The sequence below is a fragment of the Pedobacter sp. WC2423 genome, from assembly GCF_040822065.1.
In the GTDB taxonomy this organism is placed as follows: Bacteria; Bacteroidota; Bacteroidia; order Sphingobacteriales; family Sphingobacteriaceae; genus Pedobacter.
The window spans coordinates 1,826,627-1,842,635 of the sequence record NZ_CP162005.1; the positions used below are offsets into that span (position 1 = coordinate 1,826,627).

Consider the following 16,009-nt stretch of genomic DNA (forward strand, 5'->3'; position numbering starts at 1 on the left):
ATATTAAAAAAAAAGAAAAATGGAATACAGACAATTAGGCGCATCGGGATTACATGTACCAGTACTGAGTTTTGGAACAGCTACATTTGGTGGTGGCAATGATTTTTTCAAAGCATGGGGAAGTACAGAAGCCGAAGAAGCAAAGAGGCTCATCGATATTTGCCTGGAAGCAGGTGTAAACTTTTTTGATACCGCAGACATTTATTCAGACGGACTGGCAGAAGAAGTGCTTGGAAAAGCTATCGCCGGTAAACAAAGAGATAAACTGATCATTTCCACCAAATCAACCTTTACTTTTGGTGAGGGGCCTAATAACCAGGGCTCCTCACGCTTTCATATTTTAAAGCAGATTGAAGGTAGTTTGAAACGCCTGGGCACGGACTATATCGATGTTTACCACATGCATGGTTTTGATGGCAATACCCCGGTAGAGGAAACACTCAGAACATTGGACGACCTGGTACAGAGTGGTAAGGTCCGCTATATTGCAGCTTCTAACTTTTCAGGCTGGCATTTGATGAAGTCACTGGGAGCATCAGAGAAAAACAGCTGGAACCGCTATATAGCTCATCAGGTTTATTACTCCCTGGCAAACCGCGAATATGAGTGGGAACTGATGCCGCTTGGACTTGATCAAAATGTAGGTGCAATTATCTGGTCGCCACTTTCTGCTGGCCGCTTAGGTGGTAAATATGGGCGTAACAAGCCTGTTCCGAAAGAAGGACGGGTAGCACAGGGTGGCAGTCCTGTTCCGGAGATGGTGGTCAGAGAAGACGTATTTTACAATACGATTGATGCGCTGGAAGAGGTAGCTGAGGAAACAAACAAAACAGTAGCACAGGTAGCACTGAACTGGCTATTACAGCGTCCAACTGTATCGAGCATCATTATTGGTGCACGCAATGAAGAACAGTTGAAACAAAATCTGGAGGCTATTGGATGGAACCTTAACGCAGATCAGGTGAAGAAACTGGATAAAGCCAGCACTGTGCCGCCAACTTACCCTTACTGGCATCAATGGCAGAATAAGTCATTAAACCCTACACCGGATTTCTACGGTAAATTATAAAGACAGAAAATGAGGGTGCCTCAAAAGTACCCTCATTTTGTCACGGTTCCCCGCTTTATAACAATTGGCGGAACTTTTGGTTAACTAATGCTGCCAGACGAACGGCCGGAAGAACCTTATAAGGATGATCTACCTTAACTACCTCACGGGGAAGTGATTGATATAATGCAGAAAATGGCTCCTGAACAAGTACACAACCTCCCTGGTTACTAATTTTCATAGCACCTTTTACACCATCCTTGCCCCTGCCAGACAAAATAATTCCAACAGCCAGTTCCCTGTAATCATTGGCAAGAGACTCAAAAAAAATATCAATAATATTTTCATTTACTAATTTCCGCGGCATGACCTTTAACCTGCCGCATTCTGTTCTCAAAACAAATTTTTCCGGGATTAAATAAACATTGCCTTTCTCAATAGTCATATCTTCCTCAAGAATGCTTATTTTCATTTTGGTTTTATGATGTAAAATTTCTTCCGTTTTTTTCAGGTAATCATCATGCATAGGCGAAACAAAAATAATGGCAACAGGCAGATCAGAATCAAGGGTATTAAAAAATTCACTTAAAGATTGTTGTGCCCCTGTACTAGCACCAATACCCAATACATAAAATCTATTCATAATTGATTATTTAAAGTTTTATTATTTTTTCGGATTTCAGCTCCCTTACTGATTAATTCAAATACTGGTTTATAAATCTTTGTTTCAAAGAGTTTAATAAGGAGTACTTGACTACTAATGATAGTATTTTTACCTGTAAACAATTTAAATCAAATGAGGAAATCACCTGTAAAAAGATCATCTGCTCATTTTTATACGCTTTTACGATGAGTATCTGACTTTTAAAACACGTATATAACTTCAAAACAGCTTCTATGCAGGATTGTTGTTCTGAAAAACTAATATTATCATAAACATTAAACTAAAATTATGATCATTCCACTCGCTACAGCATTATTAATTGTAATTATCGGACTAGTTGTCTTTTTCTGGTCTAAAAGCAAAAAAAATAACTCATAAACTATGAAAAATTAACAGACAAACAGCATGATGCACAGAAAGAGGTTTCTTTTTACTATTATCCATTAAAAAACACATATATGATAAATGCAATGTTGGCAGATGACCATTCCATTGTTAGCGACGCAATTACAAAGTTACTGGAAAACCTGGAATGGCTAAAGATTATTAAACAATGTTCAAGTGGTTCAGAAGTCATAGAATTTACAAAAGCAAATAAAGAAATAGATGTTTTGATTACTGATTTAAATATGCCTGAAATGTCAGGTCTGGAACTGATCACCCATTTAAAAATGACAAACCCGAATATAAAAACTATCGTCCTTTCTATGCATGATGACGTAAAACGAATTACAGCATGTTTAAATGAAGGGGCTTCCGGGTACCTGCTTAAAAATGCGGACACAGAAGAACTCGTCTTTGCAATAAAAAGAATTTATGATGGTCATACCTATATCAGCGCTGAACTTGTTGAAAAAATATTTAAAATGACATTAAATGATACTTCCGCTAATTCCCTCTTTCTTCAGTCTGATGATTTTTCATCCAGAGAGTTAGAAATCCTTCTTTTAATTGCGGATGGTTTAACCAACATAGATATAGCAGAAAAACTTTTTTTAAGCAAAAGAACTGTTGAAGGACACCGGCAAAGTCTGCTGCAAAAAACAAATTCTACAAATACAGCTACCCTGATCAGATATGCTGCAAAAGCTCAGCTCCTGACATGATCATCATGCTGATCGAAATGATGATCATCAGAAAAATCAGAACTTAACAACCCTGCAGGAACCTTAAGGGTTCCTGTAGAAAAGTCTATCAATCCATTTTTCTCTTCTTCAATATCAGTTGCCTGAGTATAGATATCCCCGGCAATGAAATGTTTTTTTAGTTCTTTTTTAAATAGCTTAATTTTTTCTACTTTTTCCTGGTTGTTTTCCGGGCCTCCATAAGCTATAAAACCAAATCCTCCCCATTCACTGATAATTAAAGGTACCTGTCTTCGGAAAAAGAAAGGGTCTCCTGCAATCAGCGGCAATGCGGTAACCCCTTCCGACCGGTCTTCAATAAGCAGATCCAGCTGATTTTTCCACTTTTCCAGATCAGGGGTATATAAATGAGCTGTCAATAAATCACTCTTTAGTCTTCCCTCGAAAGAAATATGCTGCCAACCATCATTATCAACCACCAGAAATTGAGGATAAGCGATTTTCATATAATGATACATATCCATCAAATAATTTCTGGCCTCTGTATTTGTGGCAATATCCTGAATGCCCCAGCTTTCATTATAGAGGCTCCAGATAATGATGGAAGGATGTGTACCTATCAACGTCAGCATTCTTAACAATTCATCCTTATGGTTTTTCCTGCTGATTTCGGTTGAGCGATGAGGACTTGGAACCTCAACCCAAATTAACAGCCCAAGTTTATCTGCCAGGTTATAGATCCTGGGGTCTACCCCGGCAATATGTATCCGTATCAAATTACAGCCCAGCGCTTTCATTGCATGCATATGTCTTTTAATCTGCTCATAATCCGCTATGCCCGGCTGGTAAAGAATACCGTTTAAATAAACAGGCTGATTATTTAAATAAATAGCAGAACCCCTCGCTTCAATTTTTCTCAGACCAAAACGAGTTTCAATTTCTGCTATATATCCTTCTGCATCAATGAGCTGTGCTTTTAACAAGTATAAATGAGGGGAATTAACAGACCACAACACAGCATCTGGTATTTCAATCACAAGCCGTTGCTGTTTCTGGCCAGCCTCAAGTATCAACGGATAAACATCCTCAGCAACCAGATGATTATCAGGCCCATACTTGTTAAACACACGAAGCCTGACCTGATAACTACCGGGGTTATGGATTCTGGTAGTTAAATTAAAACGTACTAAATTATCTTCAACTAAACTGACCAGACCGACTCTTGACCGCAGCCTGTTACATTCTACAGTTTCCAGCCATACGCTGCGAACTCCCCCGGTATAAGTCTGATACCAGATTCCGCCACGTTTGTATACAACAGATTCTTGTTTGCCCCGGGTAATATCTGCATCCATATTTCCCTCTATCCGTACAGTTAGCCGGTTATCTGCTACAAGTATAGCTTTGTCAAGTTCATATGAAAAAGAAGTATATGCACCTTTATGAATTTCTTCACCCTCAATAGTTTTTAAAGGAAATCCGTTAAGCCAAACCCTGGTCTCGTACCCGCAGGCACCAAACGTGAGCTGTAATTGCAGCTTGGATTGATTTTCACTCATTTCGGGAAGCGGGAATTCTCTTTCATACCAAACAATAACCTGATTTATCCAATGGTTACCTTTTGGATTTATAGCATTCATATGTGCTTCTACACTACCTGGCCAGGATGCCTTTTTTGTAAATTGGTGGGAAATGTACCAGGATTCTATTAATCCTTTATTCTCAGTATCCAGCTCGAAGTTCCAGTCCCCATCAAGAAGGATAAATGAGTTTGGCCTGATCACAGCCCTGGGTAAAGGATTTATTAATCCTTCATCACTTCCGGAGTCATCTTTACATTTTGTTAAACTATAATTTGGATGTTTTTTCTCTTCCATAATCTGTCAGGAGGAATTTTACAATTTTCATTCCATCCAGATCAGAACTTTAAAGATCAACCAAACACCCCAACACCGATCAAACGTAAGCTACTGACTTTAAATTAATTAACTTATATCTTGAAATTATTTCAAGTATTTTACCCTTAAAAAAAGAGTAGTTGTACAGCCGGAATCACCAAATACCTGTTACAAAATGCTGATCCCTTCTGGCGCATAATTATTACAACTGTCCGGCAGTGCACGCTTAGCGTCCGATAATGAACAGATTTATTAACGGTTAAAAATTAAATAGCTGTATAGCAGAGACTTAAAACTAAAAACAACTCTTGGCATAAACTTAGTAAATTGCAGATCAATTGTATTTGTTTTAATTGATAAATCATTGCTGACATGTTCAGACTCAACTTAAAAATCGCTTTGCGTAATCTCTGGAGAAACAAAACTTCTTCTGTGATTAATATAATTGGTCTTGCAATTGGGTTATCCGCCTGCCTGCTATTGCTGCTATATGTCAATTACGAGAGGAATTTCGACCGCCACTTTAAGGACGCAGACAAAATATACCAGGTCATGACGAACTTCCAGGATGCTACCGGAAAGATTACGAGTACGGGTGTGTCACCAGGAAATGGGATCGCAATGGCTATTAAGGCTAAAATACCTGAGGTAGATGTGATTACCAGGATTGGTGGCGGTGACAGATCGCTTATCGCAAATCAGCAAAAAGTTTTTAAAAGGATGGATCTCTTCGCTGATCCGGATATACTGAAAGTTTTTAATTACGAATTTATAGCAGGTAATCCCAATTCTGCGCTGAGTACACCGAATGCTATTGTATTGACCGAAGAGACGGCAAAACTTTTATTCGGCACAACAGACGTATTAAATAAAACAGTGCGGTATAAAAACACAAATGAGCTGAAAGTTACCGGTGTAATCAAAGATTTGCCTGCCAATACTTCAATCCGGTTTGATTACCTGATGCCCTGGTCTTTTTTCGAGAGTATAAACAGTTACGTTAAAAATCCCGGCTGGGGAGATTTTAGCTTTCTGGCGATGGCCAAAGTTAACAATCCGGCCAATATTGACCTGATTAATGCAAAAGTAAAGAAGCTTTTCAATGAAAATTATACAGCGCAAAAGAATGAGAATTTCCTGTTTCCCTTAGCAGACAGACATTTACATGGTGAATTTCTGAACGGCAAAAGTGTAGGCGGAGCTATAGAACGCATCTATCTTTTTATCGCGCTGGCCTTTGGTATTTTACTTGTCGCCTGTATCAATTTTATGAACATGGCCACGGCTAAATCAGAGCGCAGGGCAAAGGAAGTGGGTATCAAGAAAACCATTGGTGCAACACGGGGCTCTTTGGTTACTCAATTCCTGACCGAAGCTATGGTACTGACTACAGTAGCGGTGCTGATAGCTACCGCTATTGTTGAAGTCAGTTTACCGCTGTTCAATAAGCTGCTGGAAATCGATATTACCATCCATTATAACAATGCTGGTTATTGGCTGGGTATGCTGACCGTAGCATTAGTGACCGGTCTTTTGTCGGGAGCTTATCCGGCACTATTCCTTTCTTCTTTTAATCCGGTTCAAACTTTAAAAAAGAAGACTGCAAGGGCTAAACTCATTCCGGTCAACCTCAGACAGGTGCTGGTAGTCACACAGTTTTGTTTCGCCATTATGCTGGTCATTGCGACCATGGTGATCTATAAACAAATGCAGTTCATTAAGAACAAGCCTGTAGGATATCATATCAATTTAATGGCTGAAATGCCTCAGGATGGTGAACTGAATGGTAAGTTTGAATTATTTAAAGAACAAGTGCTGAAAACCGGGGCAGTTACTGCCGTAAACCAATCTTCTCAGAGTATGATCAGAGTAGGCAACTGGTTTTATGGCCTGGAGTGGCCGGGAATGGAACAAAGAGGAAAAGAAATTGTTTTCAACCGTCTTCAGACCTCTTATGATTTTGTAAAAACAAGCGGTGTAGAGTTGATGGCAGGCCGGGATTTCTCCAGAAATTTTGCTTCAGACACCGCAGCAATTTTGTTAAGCAGTACAGCAGTGAAGGTAATGAAGCTTAAAAATCCTATAGGAATGACCGTGAAATTATTTGGAGCCCAACTCAAGGTAATCGGAGTTTTTAAAGATTTCAGCTGGGATTCACCTTATCAGGCGGGACGCCAGATGGTCATTAATTTCAGCAAAAAAGAGGGTGGAAACATTAATATGCAGTTAAATCCAGCCAATAGCCTAAGCAAAAACGTGGAGCTGATTTCGGCAGTTGCCAAAAATATAAATCCGGAATATCCGGTAGAAATTTCATTCGTCAACGAACTGTATTCCAGAAAAATGCACTCAGAAAAGATCCTGGGTATTCTGGCCAACCTGTTTGGAGGCATAGCGATACTCATCTCTTGTATGGGGCTTTATGGCCTGGTTACTTACAGTGCAGAACAACGTACCAAAGAGTTTGGCGTACGTCGTGTACTGGGCGCTTCAGTTGGCAATATTATGAACCTGCTCTCGGTTTCGTTTCTGAAAATGGTACTTGTTGCTGCATGTATTGGTGTCCCTCTGGCTTATGAGCTGATGAACCGGTGGCTCGCTGGTTTTGAGTTCAGGACAACCGTGTCCTTTTCAATTATATTGATATCCATAGCAGGTACCGCCATCATTGCATTTTTAACCATTAGTATTCAAGCCTACAAAGCTGCAAAAGCTAACCCTGTCGAGGCGCTGAAGTAAGAATAAAACATGACTTTGGGTTATAAAACCAATAACCCAAAGTCTCTTAAAGTATAAATTGGTTTTGAATACCAGAACAATTCAAAATATTCCATCGTAGTTTCAAAATCAGTTTTAATTTCCTGAAAAGTATAAATCTTCGTATTGGAAACTTCTATTTTTTGCAACATTGAAGTTAACCACTCTCCTTCATTTTTATTGGTCTGAATAGTAAAGGTTTCCTTTTTATCGTGAAAAGTTAAAATCATAGTTTCCAAAGAATTACCCTTTTTACTCTTTGAAAAGCATTTGGTATCTGGCTTCCCTCCTAACCAAACCACTTTAGCAGTTGGTTTAGTGTCAAACTTACTTTCCTCCTTTAACGCTTTTTCAATAAAATCTGAAGGAATCATTACTTTGGGAATCTTAAAATCAAACCAGTCTTGTAGTTTGTAATCCAGGCAAATACCATGCATGAAATTAAACAGCGATTTTTTCAGACCAAAACTAAATTTATTATGATCTATTCCCGTCTTATCGATATAATTGATATCATTATTGGCAAAGGTCCCGATCACTTCAGTCTCTTTAACCACACCAAATTTTTCCGGAAACATACCCACAGGACTGTGTGCGGTCATTGCAAACTGATGCCAGAAGCCTGACTGTAAAACGCCTGCTTCAAACAGTTGTCTGACCATTTCCAGACTATCTACAGTTTCCTGAATAGTCTGTGTTGGATATCCATACATCAGATAAGCATGCACCAATACCCCTGCTTCGGTCAGGTTCCGGGTAACCCGGGCCACTTGTTCAACCGATACTCCTTTATCAATAAGCTTTAACAACCTATCGGATGCTACTTCCAAACCACCTGAAACGGCGATACAGCCAGATGCTTTGAGTAAAATACATAAGTCTTTGGTAAAGCTTTTCTCAAACCGGATATTTGTCCACCAGCTGACAGAGATTTCTCTTCTTAAAATTTCCAGTGCAACTTCCCGCATCAATGCCGGCGGTGCAGCCTCATCTACAAAATGAAAGCCATTCTGCCCCGTTTTCTCACTTAATTCTTCAATCCGGTCTACAATCAGTTTAGCTGCAACAGGTTCATAGACTTTAATATAATCTAAAGAAATATCACAAAATGTACATTTCCCCCAATAACATCCATGCGCCATGGTCAGCTTGTTCCAGCGGCCGTCACTCCACATCCGGTGCATTGGATTTACAATTTCTATAACTGAAATATATTGATCGAGTTGTAAATCACTATAATCCGGCGTGCCTACATCAAACTGCTTATAGTCACTTCTTAAAGCATCATTTTTATAAGTAACTTCCCCATCTTCCAATAGAAAAGTCCTTTTATACAGGTTAAAGGGCCCGCCTTTTACAATCGAATTATAGATTAATTCAATAGGTAATTCGCCGTCATCCAAGGAGATATAATCAAAAAACTCAAATACTCTCTTGTCAGAAACAGAACGTAATTCTGTATTGGGAAAACCACCGCCCATCGATATTTTAACCTCAGGATAATGCTGCTTTACATATTGTGCACATCGGAATGCAGCATACAAATTTCCCGGAAAAGGAACAGAAATCAAGAATAACTTAGGCTGGATAACAGAAATTTTCTGCTCTAAAATTTCAATCAGCAATTTATCCATGTAAGTATATTTCTGATTTAAAGCTTCATAAAGCTCATCAAATGAATTCGCACTCCTGCCTAATCTTTCGGCATAACGGCTAAAACCAAAATTCTGGTCTATACATTCAATGATAAAATCCGAAATATCCTCCAGATACAGCGTCGCTAAATGTTTCCCTTTATCCTGTGTTCCCATTGAACCAAATGCCCAGTCCAGTTCTTCCAATTCCATAAATCTTGATGCTTCAGGCAAGAAGTCTTCCTGGCAAATTTGCAAAGCCAGCGTTGGATTTTTGCCTTGTAAAAAAGCAATGACAGCATCAATAGTTCTGATATACTCCTTTTTTAAAGCAAGAATCCGCTTTGCATTTAAACTTTTCGGCTGATCAGTCAGCTTTTCAGCATGAAAGAAAAGATCTTCCAGGCCTTTTCTGGAAAATAAAGCCAGGATAACTTCAATACCCAGATCGGCCTGAGTTGAAGAAATATTTTTAGTGTTTAAAAAACCTTTGATATAGGCAGTTGCAGGATACGGGGTATTCAGTTGGGTAAAGGGAGGCGTAACAAGGAAAAGATCTGTTTTCAAAATGGAATTGTATTTCCTTGCAAAAATATCTATAATTATTTTAGTATTAGGTTTTGCCAGACTTAATATTATCAATTACTCCAAACCCAGGGCCCCCATTAAAAGGAAACCCTGGGTTTGAAGCAATTATTGCCAGCTTATCAATTATACTTTTTCAAATACCTCCATAACTGCTGCGTTCACTTTTGCCTTTTCCAGATGCAGCACCAGTTTTTCGCTGATATCTTCATGAGAAACTATACGGAGAATTTTGTCAGCGTCATCCAGATCGTGGCTCCATTCAATCACAGTGTTGAAATTAGCGATTGTACATTGAATAAGGTTCAAATCAAATGGAGTCTTGATGACCGTTGACAGAATGAGTATAAATTGAGATCTGTTTTTCATTTACCAGTATTTTAAACCCGTTAGTTTTGCAATAGTCAGTTGTGCAATACATAACTGATATTGGTATTGTAAATTGGTTAATTCTGCTTTTTGTACATTGGTACTTGCACTGGTCAGCTCCAGATTAGTCCCAATTCCATTTCTATACCGGCTATACGCCAGTTTTTGTGCTTCTTTAGCTTCTGTAATCTGTCTTGCTGAATTCACCAGGCTGGAAGTGTTGCTCGAAATATCAATCATCGCCTGCTGAATATCTTTACGATAAGTATTATTCAAGGTTCCTTCTGAATACTTAGCAGCTAAAAGCTGACTTTGTGATAACCTCACCTGCTTTTTGGCTCTTCCACCTTCATAAATTGGAATATTAAGCGTTACACCAGCCGAATAGTTATACCTGAATTTATCAAGATCCGGTGTAAAGCCATTTTTGTAACCGGTTCCTCCACTCATGATCAGTGAAGGCTTACCATTAGTCTGACTAACTTTAAGTTCAGCCTCTGCTTGTTGAATCCTGTCTTTAATCAGTCTGAACTCCGGATGGTTATTTTGAGCTTCCGCCACTGCTTCATTCAGGTCATATTTGTTGGCTGCAGGGAAAACAAAATCTGAGGAATTCTCCTTAATCCTTGTTCCTGTTGCATATTCCATCAAGGCATATTGCTTATTCAGGCTATTTTGAAGTTCTATTTTACGATTTCCCTCCTGATCAATGCTGGACTGAATAGAAAGTACATCATATTTTAGGGCATCTCCATTTTTAAACTTTATTTCGGTATCTTTTTTATTGACCTCCAGAAAATTGATTACACTATCCTGTATAGAGATCGCATTTTTAAGATAAGCAATCTGGTAGTAAATATTACCTACCTGAAATGCCATCTGGTTCTGATTAAACTCCAGGTTATCTTTTGCATATTCCAACCCTGCTTTAGCACGGTCCACACCAGCTTTTACCACACCAAAATCCCAAAGCGTATAACTTGCATCCAGTGATGCATTGTAATTGTTTTTAGGCATAATCTGGAGATCGAGTGCGTGATCACCAGCAGGAATACTGATTTGAGATACCGGGCTTGTATACCTGTAGCTGCCCGTGGCCTGTACATTAGGCAAACCAGCAGACTTAGCCAGCATTATGCGCTGTTGTTCGACATCTATAGCTTGCCCGAGTTCTTTAAACTGGGGGAAATAAGTAAATGACTGATTGATCAATGTTTTGAGATCTCCTGCATTTTCCTGTGCATGCAAAACTGGAGACAGTGCAATCAGAGATATAATAAAGAATAACTTTTTCATGTTTTTTTGATTAATAACAATTCGCAGCGTTAATATTAATGAGCCGCTGCTGCAACTTTTGCTCTTGTTTCTGCATCCATCGTTTCATTTTTCAGCAGGAGCATAAAGGGGATCGTGCACACAAAGAAAATGGCGATCAGCAGAAAGCCGTCTAAATAGGCTTGCATCTGTGCTTGATTGGATAAACTATGGTCTAATGCGCCATAGGCAGCTTGTCTGGCTAATGCTGGATTCATTCCTTTAGCAATCAGACCTTGTGTGATTCCATTCAGCCGCTCCCCTAACAGCGGATTATTGCCCTGTAAATTAGAAACCAGATCCATCCGGTGTGTTGCAAAACGGTTAGTGGCGTAAGTATTCATAATTGCAATACCAAATGCGCCTCCAAGCTGACGGAACATATTGTTGAGCGAAATACCATAAGGCATATCTTCAGGTTTTAGCCCTACCACAGCCTGACTTAACAAGGGTACAGTTAAACATCCTGTACCTACTCCACGACAAATCTGTGTAATGATAAACCACCATTTATCAGCATCCGGAGCAGCCTGTGAAGAAGTATATCCATGTAAAATAAACAGGGCAAAACCCAGTGCTACAAAATAGATTGGCTTTACTCCTTTACCTAAACCTGCGCCAATAAAAGGCATCGCAAATATGGTGACAAGCGCTCCCGGAATCATCGACAAGCCCGATTCTGTTGGGGTATACCCCATAACTCTCTGCACCATGACCGGGAACAGGTATACAGAGCCGAATAATCCGAAACCACATACAAAGGTCAATATGTTACTCCCAATCAGGTTCCTGCTTTTCATGACCCTTAAATTGATAGCCGGGTTTTTAGTCGTCAGTTCCCACCAGATAAACAGTCCCAGTCCTAATACGGCAGCTGCAGTCAGGTAGCGGATATGTTCATCCTCAAACCAATCATCAGACTGGCCCTTTTCCAGAATATACTGAAGCGCACCAACACCTATTGTTAGAGATAGAATACCGATGTAATCAATCGGAATCGATTTCTTATCAATATTATATTCATCAGCTTTCTTGTCTACAAATTTCCAGGTAAGCAGGGCAGCAATGATCCCGATGGGAATATTAATATCAAATATCAGTGCCCAGTGATAGTTGTCTACGATATATCCGCCAAGAATAGGCCCGATGGTTGGCCCGATAACAATTCCCATTCCGAATATACCACCTGCAATGCCTTTTTCTTCTGGCTTAAACTGGTCGAACAGAATTCCCTGCGAAACAGAAAGTAATGCACCACCTCCTATTCCCTGTACAAACCGCCACAATACAAGCATCCATAAAGAAGATGAATTGCCGCACATATAGGAAGCCAGCGTAAACAAGATAATTGAGGCGAGGTAATAGTTCTTTCTTCCAAAATAACGACTTAGAAAGCCTGTTAACGGGATAACAATCACGTTTGCAATCGCATAAGCAGTCACTACCCATGAGGCATCTTCAAGTGTTGCCCCGAGCGTTCCGCTAATATTGGTCAGCGCTACATTGACAATCGAAGTATCAATCAGCTCCATGATAGCAGCTGTAATACAGGTAATTACAATGATTATTTTTATAAGCTTATTTCTTTCGCCTTCCATCGCTATTTAACCTTTACATCTATCGCTGCACTAAGGCCGGCTTTCAGCATTCCTTTAAGCGCTTCCGCCTGATTGATCTGGATAGTAACTGGTACACGCTGTGTAACTTTAACAAAGTTTCCGGTAGAATTATCAGGTGGCAGCAAAGAGAATTTTGCACCTGTAGCATCACTGAAGCCGGATATGGTCCCTGTAATTTTATGATCAGGGTATCCGTCTATAACGATATCTACCAGCTGCCCTGCTTTCATATGCTCAATCTGGGTCTCTTTGAAATTGGCAACTATCCAGTAATTATCATTACTCACCAGGTTAAACAATTGCTGGCCACCTTGTACATATTGTCCGCTTTTAAGATTTGTTTTGCCGAGCTTACCATCGGCAGGGGCCACAATCCTGGTATAACTTAAGTTTAATTTCGCTTTTTCAAGTGCTATTTCCCGCGCAGAGATGTTTGCTTTTGCACGCTGGATCAATGCATTGGCATTCCCTTTTTGTGTTCCAGCTTGTTTGAGTTTACTTTTACTGGAAGCCAGCATGCGGACAGCGGTCTGATAAGAAGATTGACTTCTTTCATACTGTCTCTGGGTGATTGATCCTTCTTTAAATAAGGTTTCATCACGGGCTACATCCCTTTTCGCCTGTTTCAAAGTCACTTCTTCGACACTGATTCCTGCAGAAGCAACATCCTGATCGGAACCAATTGCAGGAATTTGAGATTCCGCACTGCTCAGGTCTGCTTTTGCAGCCAAAAGATCTGCTTCAGCTTGTTTTACAGCAAGCACATACTCACTATCATCGATCACCACCAGGGTATCTCCTTTTCGTACTTGCTGATAATCTAATAATTTAAAATCATTGATATAACCAGAAACTCTGCTCAGGACAGGAACTGCATTTGATTCCAGCTGCGCGTTGTCAGTACTTTCATAAGTGAGCGCATGTGTAATTTTGTTAAAAGCGAAATAACAGATAAAAATGGCGATAAGGCCAGTAAATAACAGTTTTACAACTTTTTTAGCGGAGGATTGGGTTTGTTCTTCGGGTTCCATAATATATATTTAACGGAACAAAAGTAAACTAAGTTGACTAATATAGTCAACTTAGTTTACTTATTTTATTGACAATTTTGTCAATATTAGATTAAGATGACATTATAGCCATCAGTTAAATCAGTAATATTTATATTAAATTCGCAGCCATGGAAGATGTACACGATAATGAAAGGCTAATTTTTAAACAAGTCTATTTTTTAAAGCGGCATACGGATAAAGCGGCGGCTGTCCACTTAGCCAGCTTAATGCCCATTGATTTCAATATGACCTTTATGCCCTATTTTATGAGTATTGGTCATGAGGGCATTTCCAATCACAACCTGGTCAATAAGATCATGGTAACCAAACAGGGAGTAAGTAAAACAGTAAAGGAACTGGAAAGACTAGACCTCACCTATACCCGTAAAAGTGAAACAGATGCCAGGTCAATCATGATCTTTTTGACGGCAAAAGGAAAGCAACTCTATGATACGATTTATCAGATGGCGAATAACATGACTGCAGAATATATAAAATTAATTGGTGCAAAAAAATACGAAGAATTTATAGATACGCTGATCAAAATTTCCAAATGGCATGAAGAGCAGGAAAAATTGTTATAAATTAAATCTTTGGTGGATATTCAATACCCGCTTCCTGGATGAGTTCATAACCGTACTTCATAATATGCTCAATTACCGGGATTGCTTTTAACCCTTTTGCAGTAATCTTATACTCAACTTTGGGTGGAACAACAGCATAAACAGTCCGTTCAATAAGTTGTTTCTCTTCCAGTTCCCGCAATTGGCTCGTCAGCATTTTGTGCGTAATATGCGGAATATCTTTTTTCAGCTCTCCATATCTGAGAATGTTAGCCTGAAGCCTCCACAGGATAGGCATTTTCCAGGTCCCCGCTGATTATAGCGATCTCTGCTCCTTTTATCACATTAGCATTCTCGAATACCGATAGAAAAAGAACTTTATTGCTTGTATTAGCAGTGTTTTCGATTTCCAATATACTCTCTGCTATTGCGCCATCATTTTCATTTTTACTCTTTGCCCGTGCTTTGCCAGCAGTTTTACATCCTGTTTTCTGGTCTATTGGTTTGGCCGTTGCAGCAGGCGCTGTACCTCACTCTGAGTCACCTAAAGCTGTTAGCATTGTATTTGGAGGATTAACTTTAGCTACAGTTTTTGGAATACCTATGACAACATTTATGGCAGAACTGTTTAGTTGGAGGGCTTCTTTTGTTTTGTCTGCTATTATCAATAGCATTTCATTTTTTTCCCTCTGGATTTTTCTTCCTTTTATCCCTGTTGCCAACGTGAAAATCAAAACTTCTTATTGGAAAATACTAGGGAACCGTAAGCTGCTGTTCAATCTTTTATTAGCTTGTCTGATAATTTCAGCAATGTTTTCGACTTATGGTTATATGGCTGATTATTTGAAAAATGTCACTCACATGAATGGTTCAGCAATCGGGTTAATGTTGTTGATATTTGGTATAACTGGTGTTGCAGGAAATTATTTTTCCGGCAAACTTTTAAGCAAAAACAAGGAAAGAACCACGCTGCTTTTTATCATATCATTGTTAGGAATTCATAGCTTGACTTATTTTGCGGGAGCAAATTACAGCCTGATGGTATTTGTCATCATATTCTGGGGATTTATCCATGCTGGTGGTTTCCTGATCAGCAATGTAAATATCACTTCTTCAACTTCAGAAGCACCTGAATTCATTAATAGTATTTTCACTTCATGTGGAAATCTGGCCGTAACAATCGGATCAACGATTGGTGGATTGGCCATCCTAAAAACTGGTATTCATCAGTTACCATGGACAAGCGTTGTTCTGCTTGGCCTGTCACTACTGGTATTCGCGTTAAAGAGCCTCACAAAATAGGAGGCTCTGATGAATTCAGGAAGAATATCAGGGTCTGTCCCAAAAGAAAGGAGGTTCAATGCCCAGGCTCCGCAAGTATACATACCCTTGTCCGCGATGATGGATTTCGTTGTCTATAA

At 39.4% G+C, this 16,009-nt stretch carries 14 protein-coding genes; 5 read left to right on the forward strand and 9 right to left on the reverse strand.

Features of this window, described 5'->3' with window-relative positions; genetic code table 11:
• The first annotated feature begins 19 nt into the window (after positions 1–19).
• On the forward strand, positions 20–1,069 hold the full coding sequence (locus tag AB3G38_RS07170; RefSeq protein WP_367867812.1) for an aldo/keto reductase: 1,050 nt from the start codon (positions 20–22) through the stop codon (positions 1,067–1,069).
• A gap of 55 nt (positions 1,070–1,124) precedes the next feature.
• Here AB3G38_RS07170 and AB3G38_RS07175 read toward each other — a convergent pair whose 3' ends face one another.
• A complete protein-coding gene (locus tag AB3G38_RS07175; protein WP_367867813.1) occupies positions 1,125–1,691 on the reverse strand; it encodes a chemotaxis protein CheB in 567 nt (188 codons plus the stop codon).
• Between the two features lie 479 nt (positions 1,692–2,170).
• Between AB3G38_RS07175 and AB3G38_RS07180 the strand changes: the two genes are divergently transcribed.
• Positions 2,171–2,818, forward strand: a complete 648-nt coding sequence (locus AB3G38_RS07180; RefSeq protein ID WP_367867814.1) for a response regulator — start codon at positions 2,171–2,173, stop codon at positions 2,816–2,818.
• Here AB3G38_RS07180 and AB3G38_RS07185 read toward each other — a convergent pair.
• A complete protein-coding gene (locus tag AB3G38_RS07185) occupies positions 2,803–4,674 on the reverse strand; it encodes a sugar-binding domain-containing protein (protein ID WP_367867815.1) in 1,872 nt (623 codons plus the stop codon). The genes AB3G38_RS07180 and AB3G38_RS07185 overlap by 16 nt on opposite strands.
• 393 nt (positions 4,675–5,067) lie before the next feature.
• Here AB3G38_RS07185 and AB3G38_RS07190 point away from each other — a divergent pair, with 393 nt between their 5' ends.
• On the forward strand, positions 5,068–7,434 hold the full coding sequence (locus AB3G38_RS07190) for an ABC transporter permease (protein WP_367867816.1): 2,367 nt from the start codon (positions 5,068–5,070) through the stop codon (positions 7,432–7,434).
• Between the two features lie 20 nt (positions 7,435–7,454).
• On the opposite strand, the gene AB3G38_RS07195 is transcribed toward AB3G38_RS07190, so the two are convergent.
• The 5 genes from AB3G38_RS07195 to AB3G38_RS07215 form a co-directional block, all read right to left on the reverse strand.
• Entirely contained in the window at positions 7,455–9,653 is a 2,199-nt protein-coding gene (locus AB3G38_RS07195; RefSeq protein ID WP_367867817.1) for a radical SAM protein, read from the reverse strand.
• 144 nt (positions 9,654–9,797) lie between these two features.
• Entirely contained in the window at positions 9,798–10,040 is a 243-nt protein-coding gene (locus AB3G38_RS07200; RefSeq protein WP_367867818.1) for a hypothetical protein, read from the reverse strand.
• Positions 10,041–11,336 carry a TolC family protein gene (locus tag AB3G38_RS07205; RefSeq protein WP_367867819.1) on the reverse strand — a complete coding sequence of 432 codons (1,296 nt, stop codon included), beginning with the start codon at positions 11,334–11,336 and terminating at the stop codon, positions 10,041–10,043.
• Between the two features lie 35 nt (positions 11,337–11,371).
• Positions 11,372–12,952 carry a DHA2 family efflux MFS transporter permease subunit gene (locus AB3G38_RS07210; protein ID WP_367867820.1) on the reverse strand — a complete coding sequence of 527 codons (1,581 nt, stop codon included), beginning with the start codon at positions 12,950–12,952 and terminating at the stop codon, positions 11,372–11,374.
• Positions 12,953–12,954: 2 nt separating this feature from the next.
• Positions 12,955–14,004 (reverse strand): HlyD family secretion protein, encoded by a 1,050-nt coding sequence (locus tag AB3G38_RS07215; protein ID WP_367867821.1) that lies wholly within the window; start codon positions 14,002–14,004, stop codon positions 12,955–12,957.
• 149 nt (positions 14,005–14,153) lie between these two features.
• On the opposite strand from AB3G38_RS07215, the gene AB3G38_RS07220 reads away from it, so the two are divergent.
• Complete coding sequence (locus tag AB3G38_RS07220; protein WP_367867822.1) at positions 14,154–14,609, forward strand: MarR family winged helix-turn-helix transcriptional regulator; 456 nt, start codon at positions 14,154–14,156, stop codon at positions 14,607–14,609.
• A gap of 1 nt (position 14,610) precedes the next feature.
• On the opposite strand, the gene AB3G38_RS07225 is transcribed toward AB3G38_RS07220, so the two are convergent.
• Positions 14,611–14,886: a winged helix-turn-helix transcriptional regulator gene (locus tag AB3G38_RS07225; RefSeq protein ID WP_367867823.1), complete on the reverse strand. Its 276-nt coding sequence runs from the start codon at positions 14,884–14,886 to the stop codon at positions 14,611–14,613.
• A gap of 41 nt (positions 14,887–14,927) precedes the next feature.
• On the opposite strand from AB3G38_RS07225, the gene AB3G38_RS07230 reads away from it, so the two are divergent.
• On the forward strand, positions 14,928–15,890 hold the full coding sequence (locus AB3G38_RS07230; RefSeq protein ID WP_367868754.1) for an MFS transporter: 963 nt from the start codon (positions 14,928–14,930) through the stop codon (positions 15,888–15,890).
• 27 nt (positions 15,891–15,917) lie between these two features.
• Here the strand turns inward: AB3G38_RS07230 and AB3G38_RS07235 are convergent, their stop codons facing one another.
• Positions 15,918–16,007 carry a DinB family protein gene (locus tag AB3G38_RS07235; protein WP_367868755.1) on the reverse strand — a complete coding sequence of 30 codons (90 nt, stop codon included), beginning with the start codon at positions 16,005–16,007 and terminating at the stop codon, positions 15,918–15,920.
• Between the last annotated feature and the right edge of the window lie 2 nt (positions 16,008–16,009).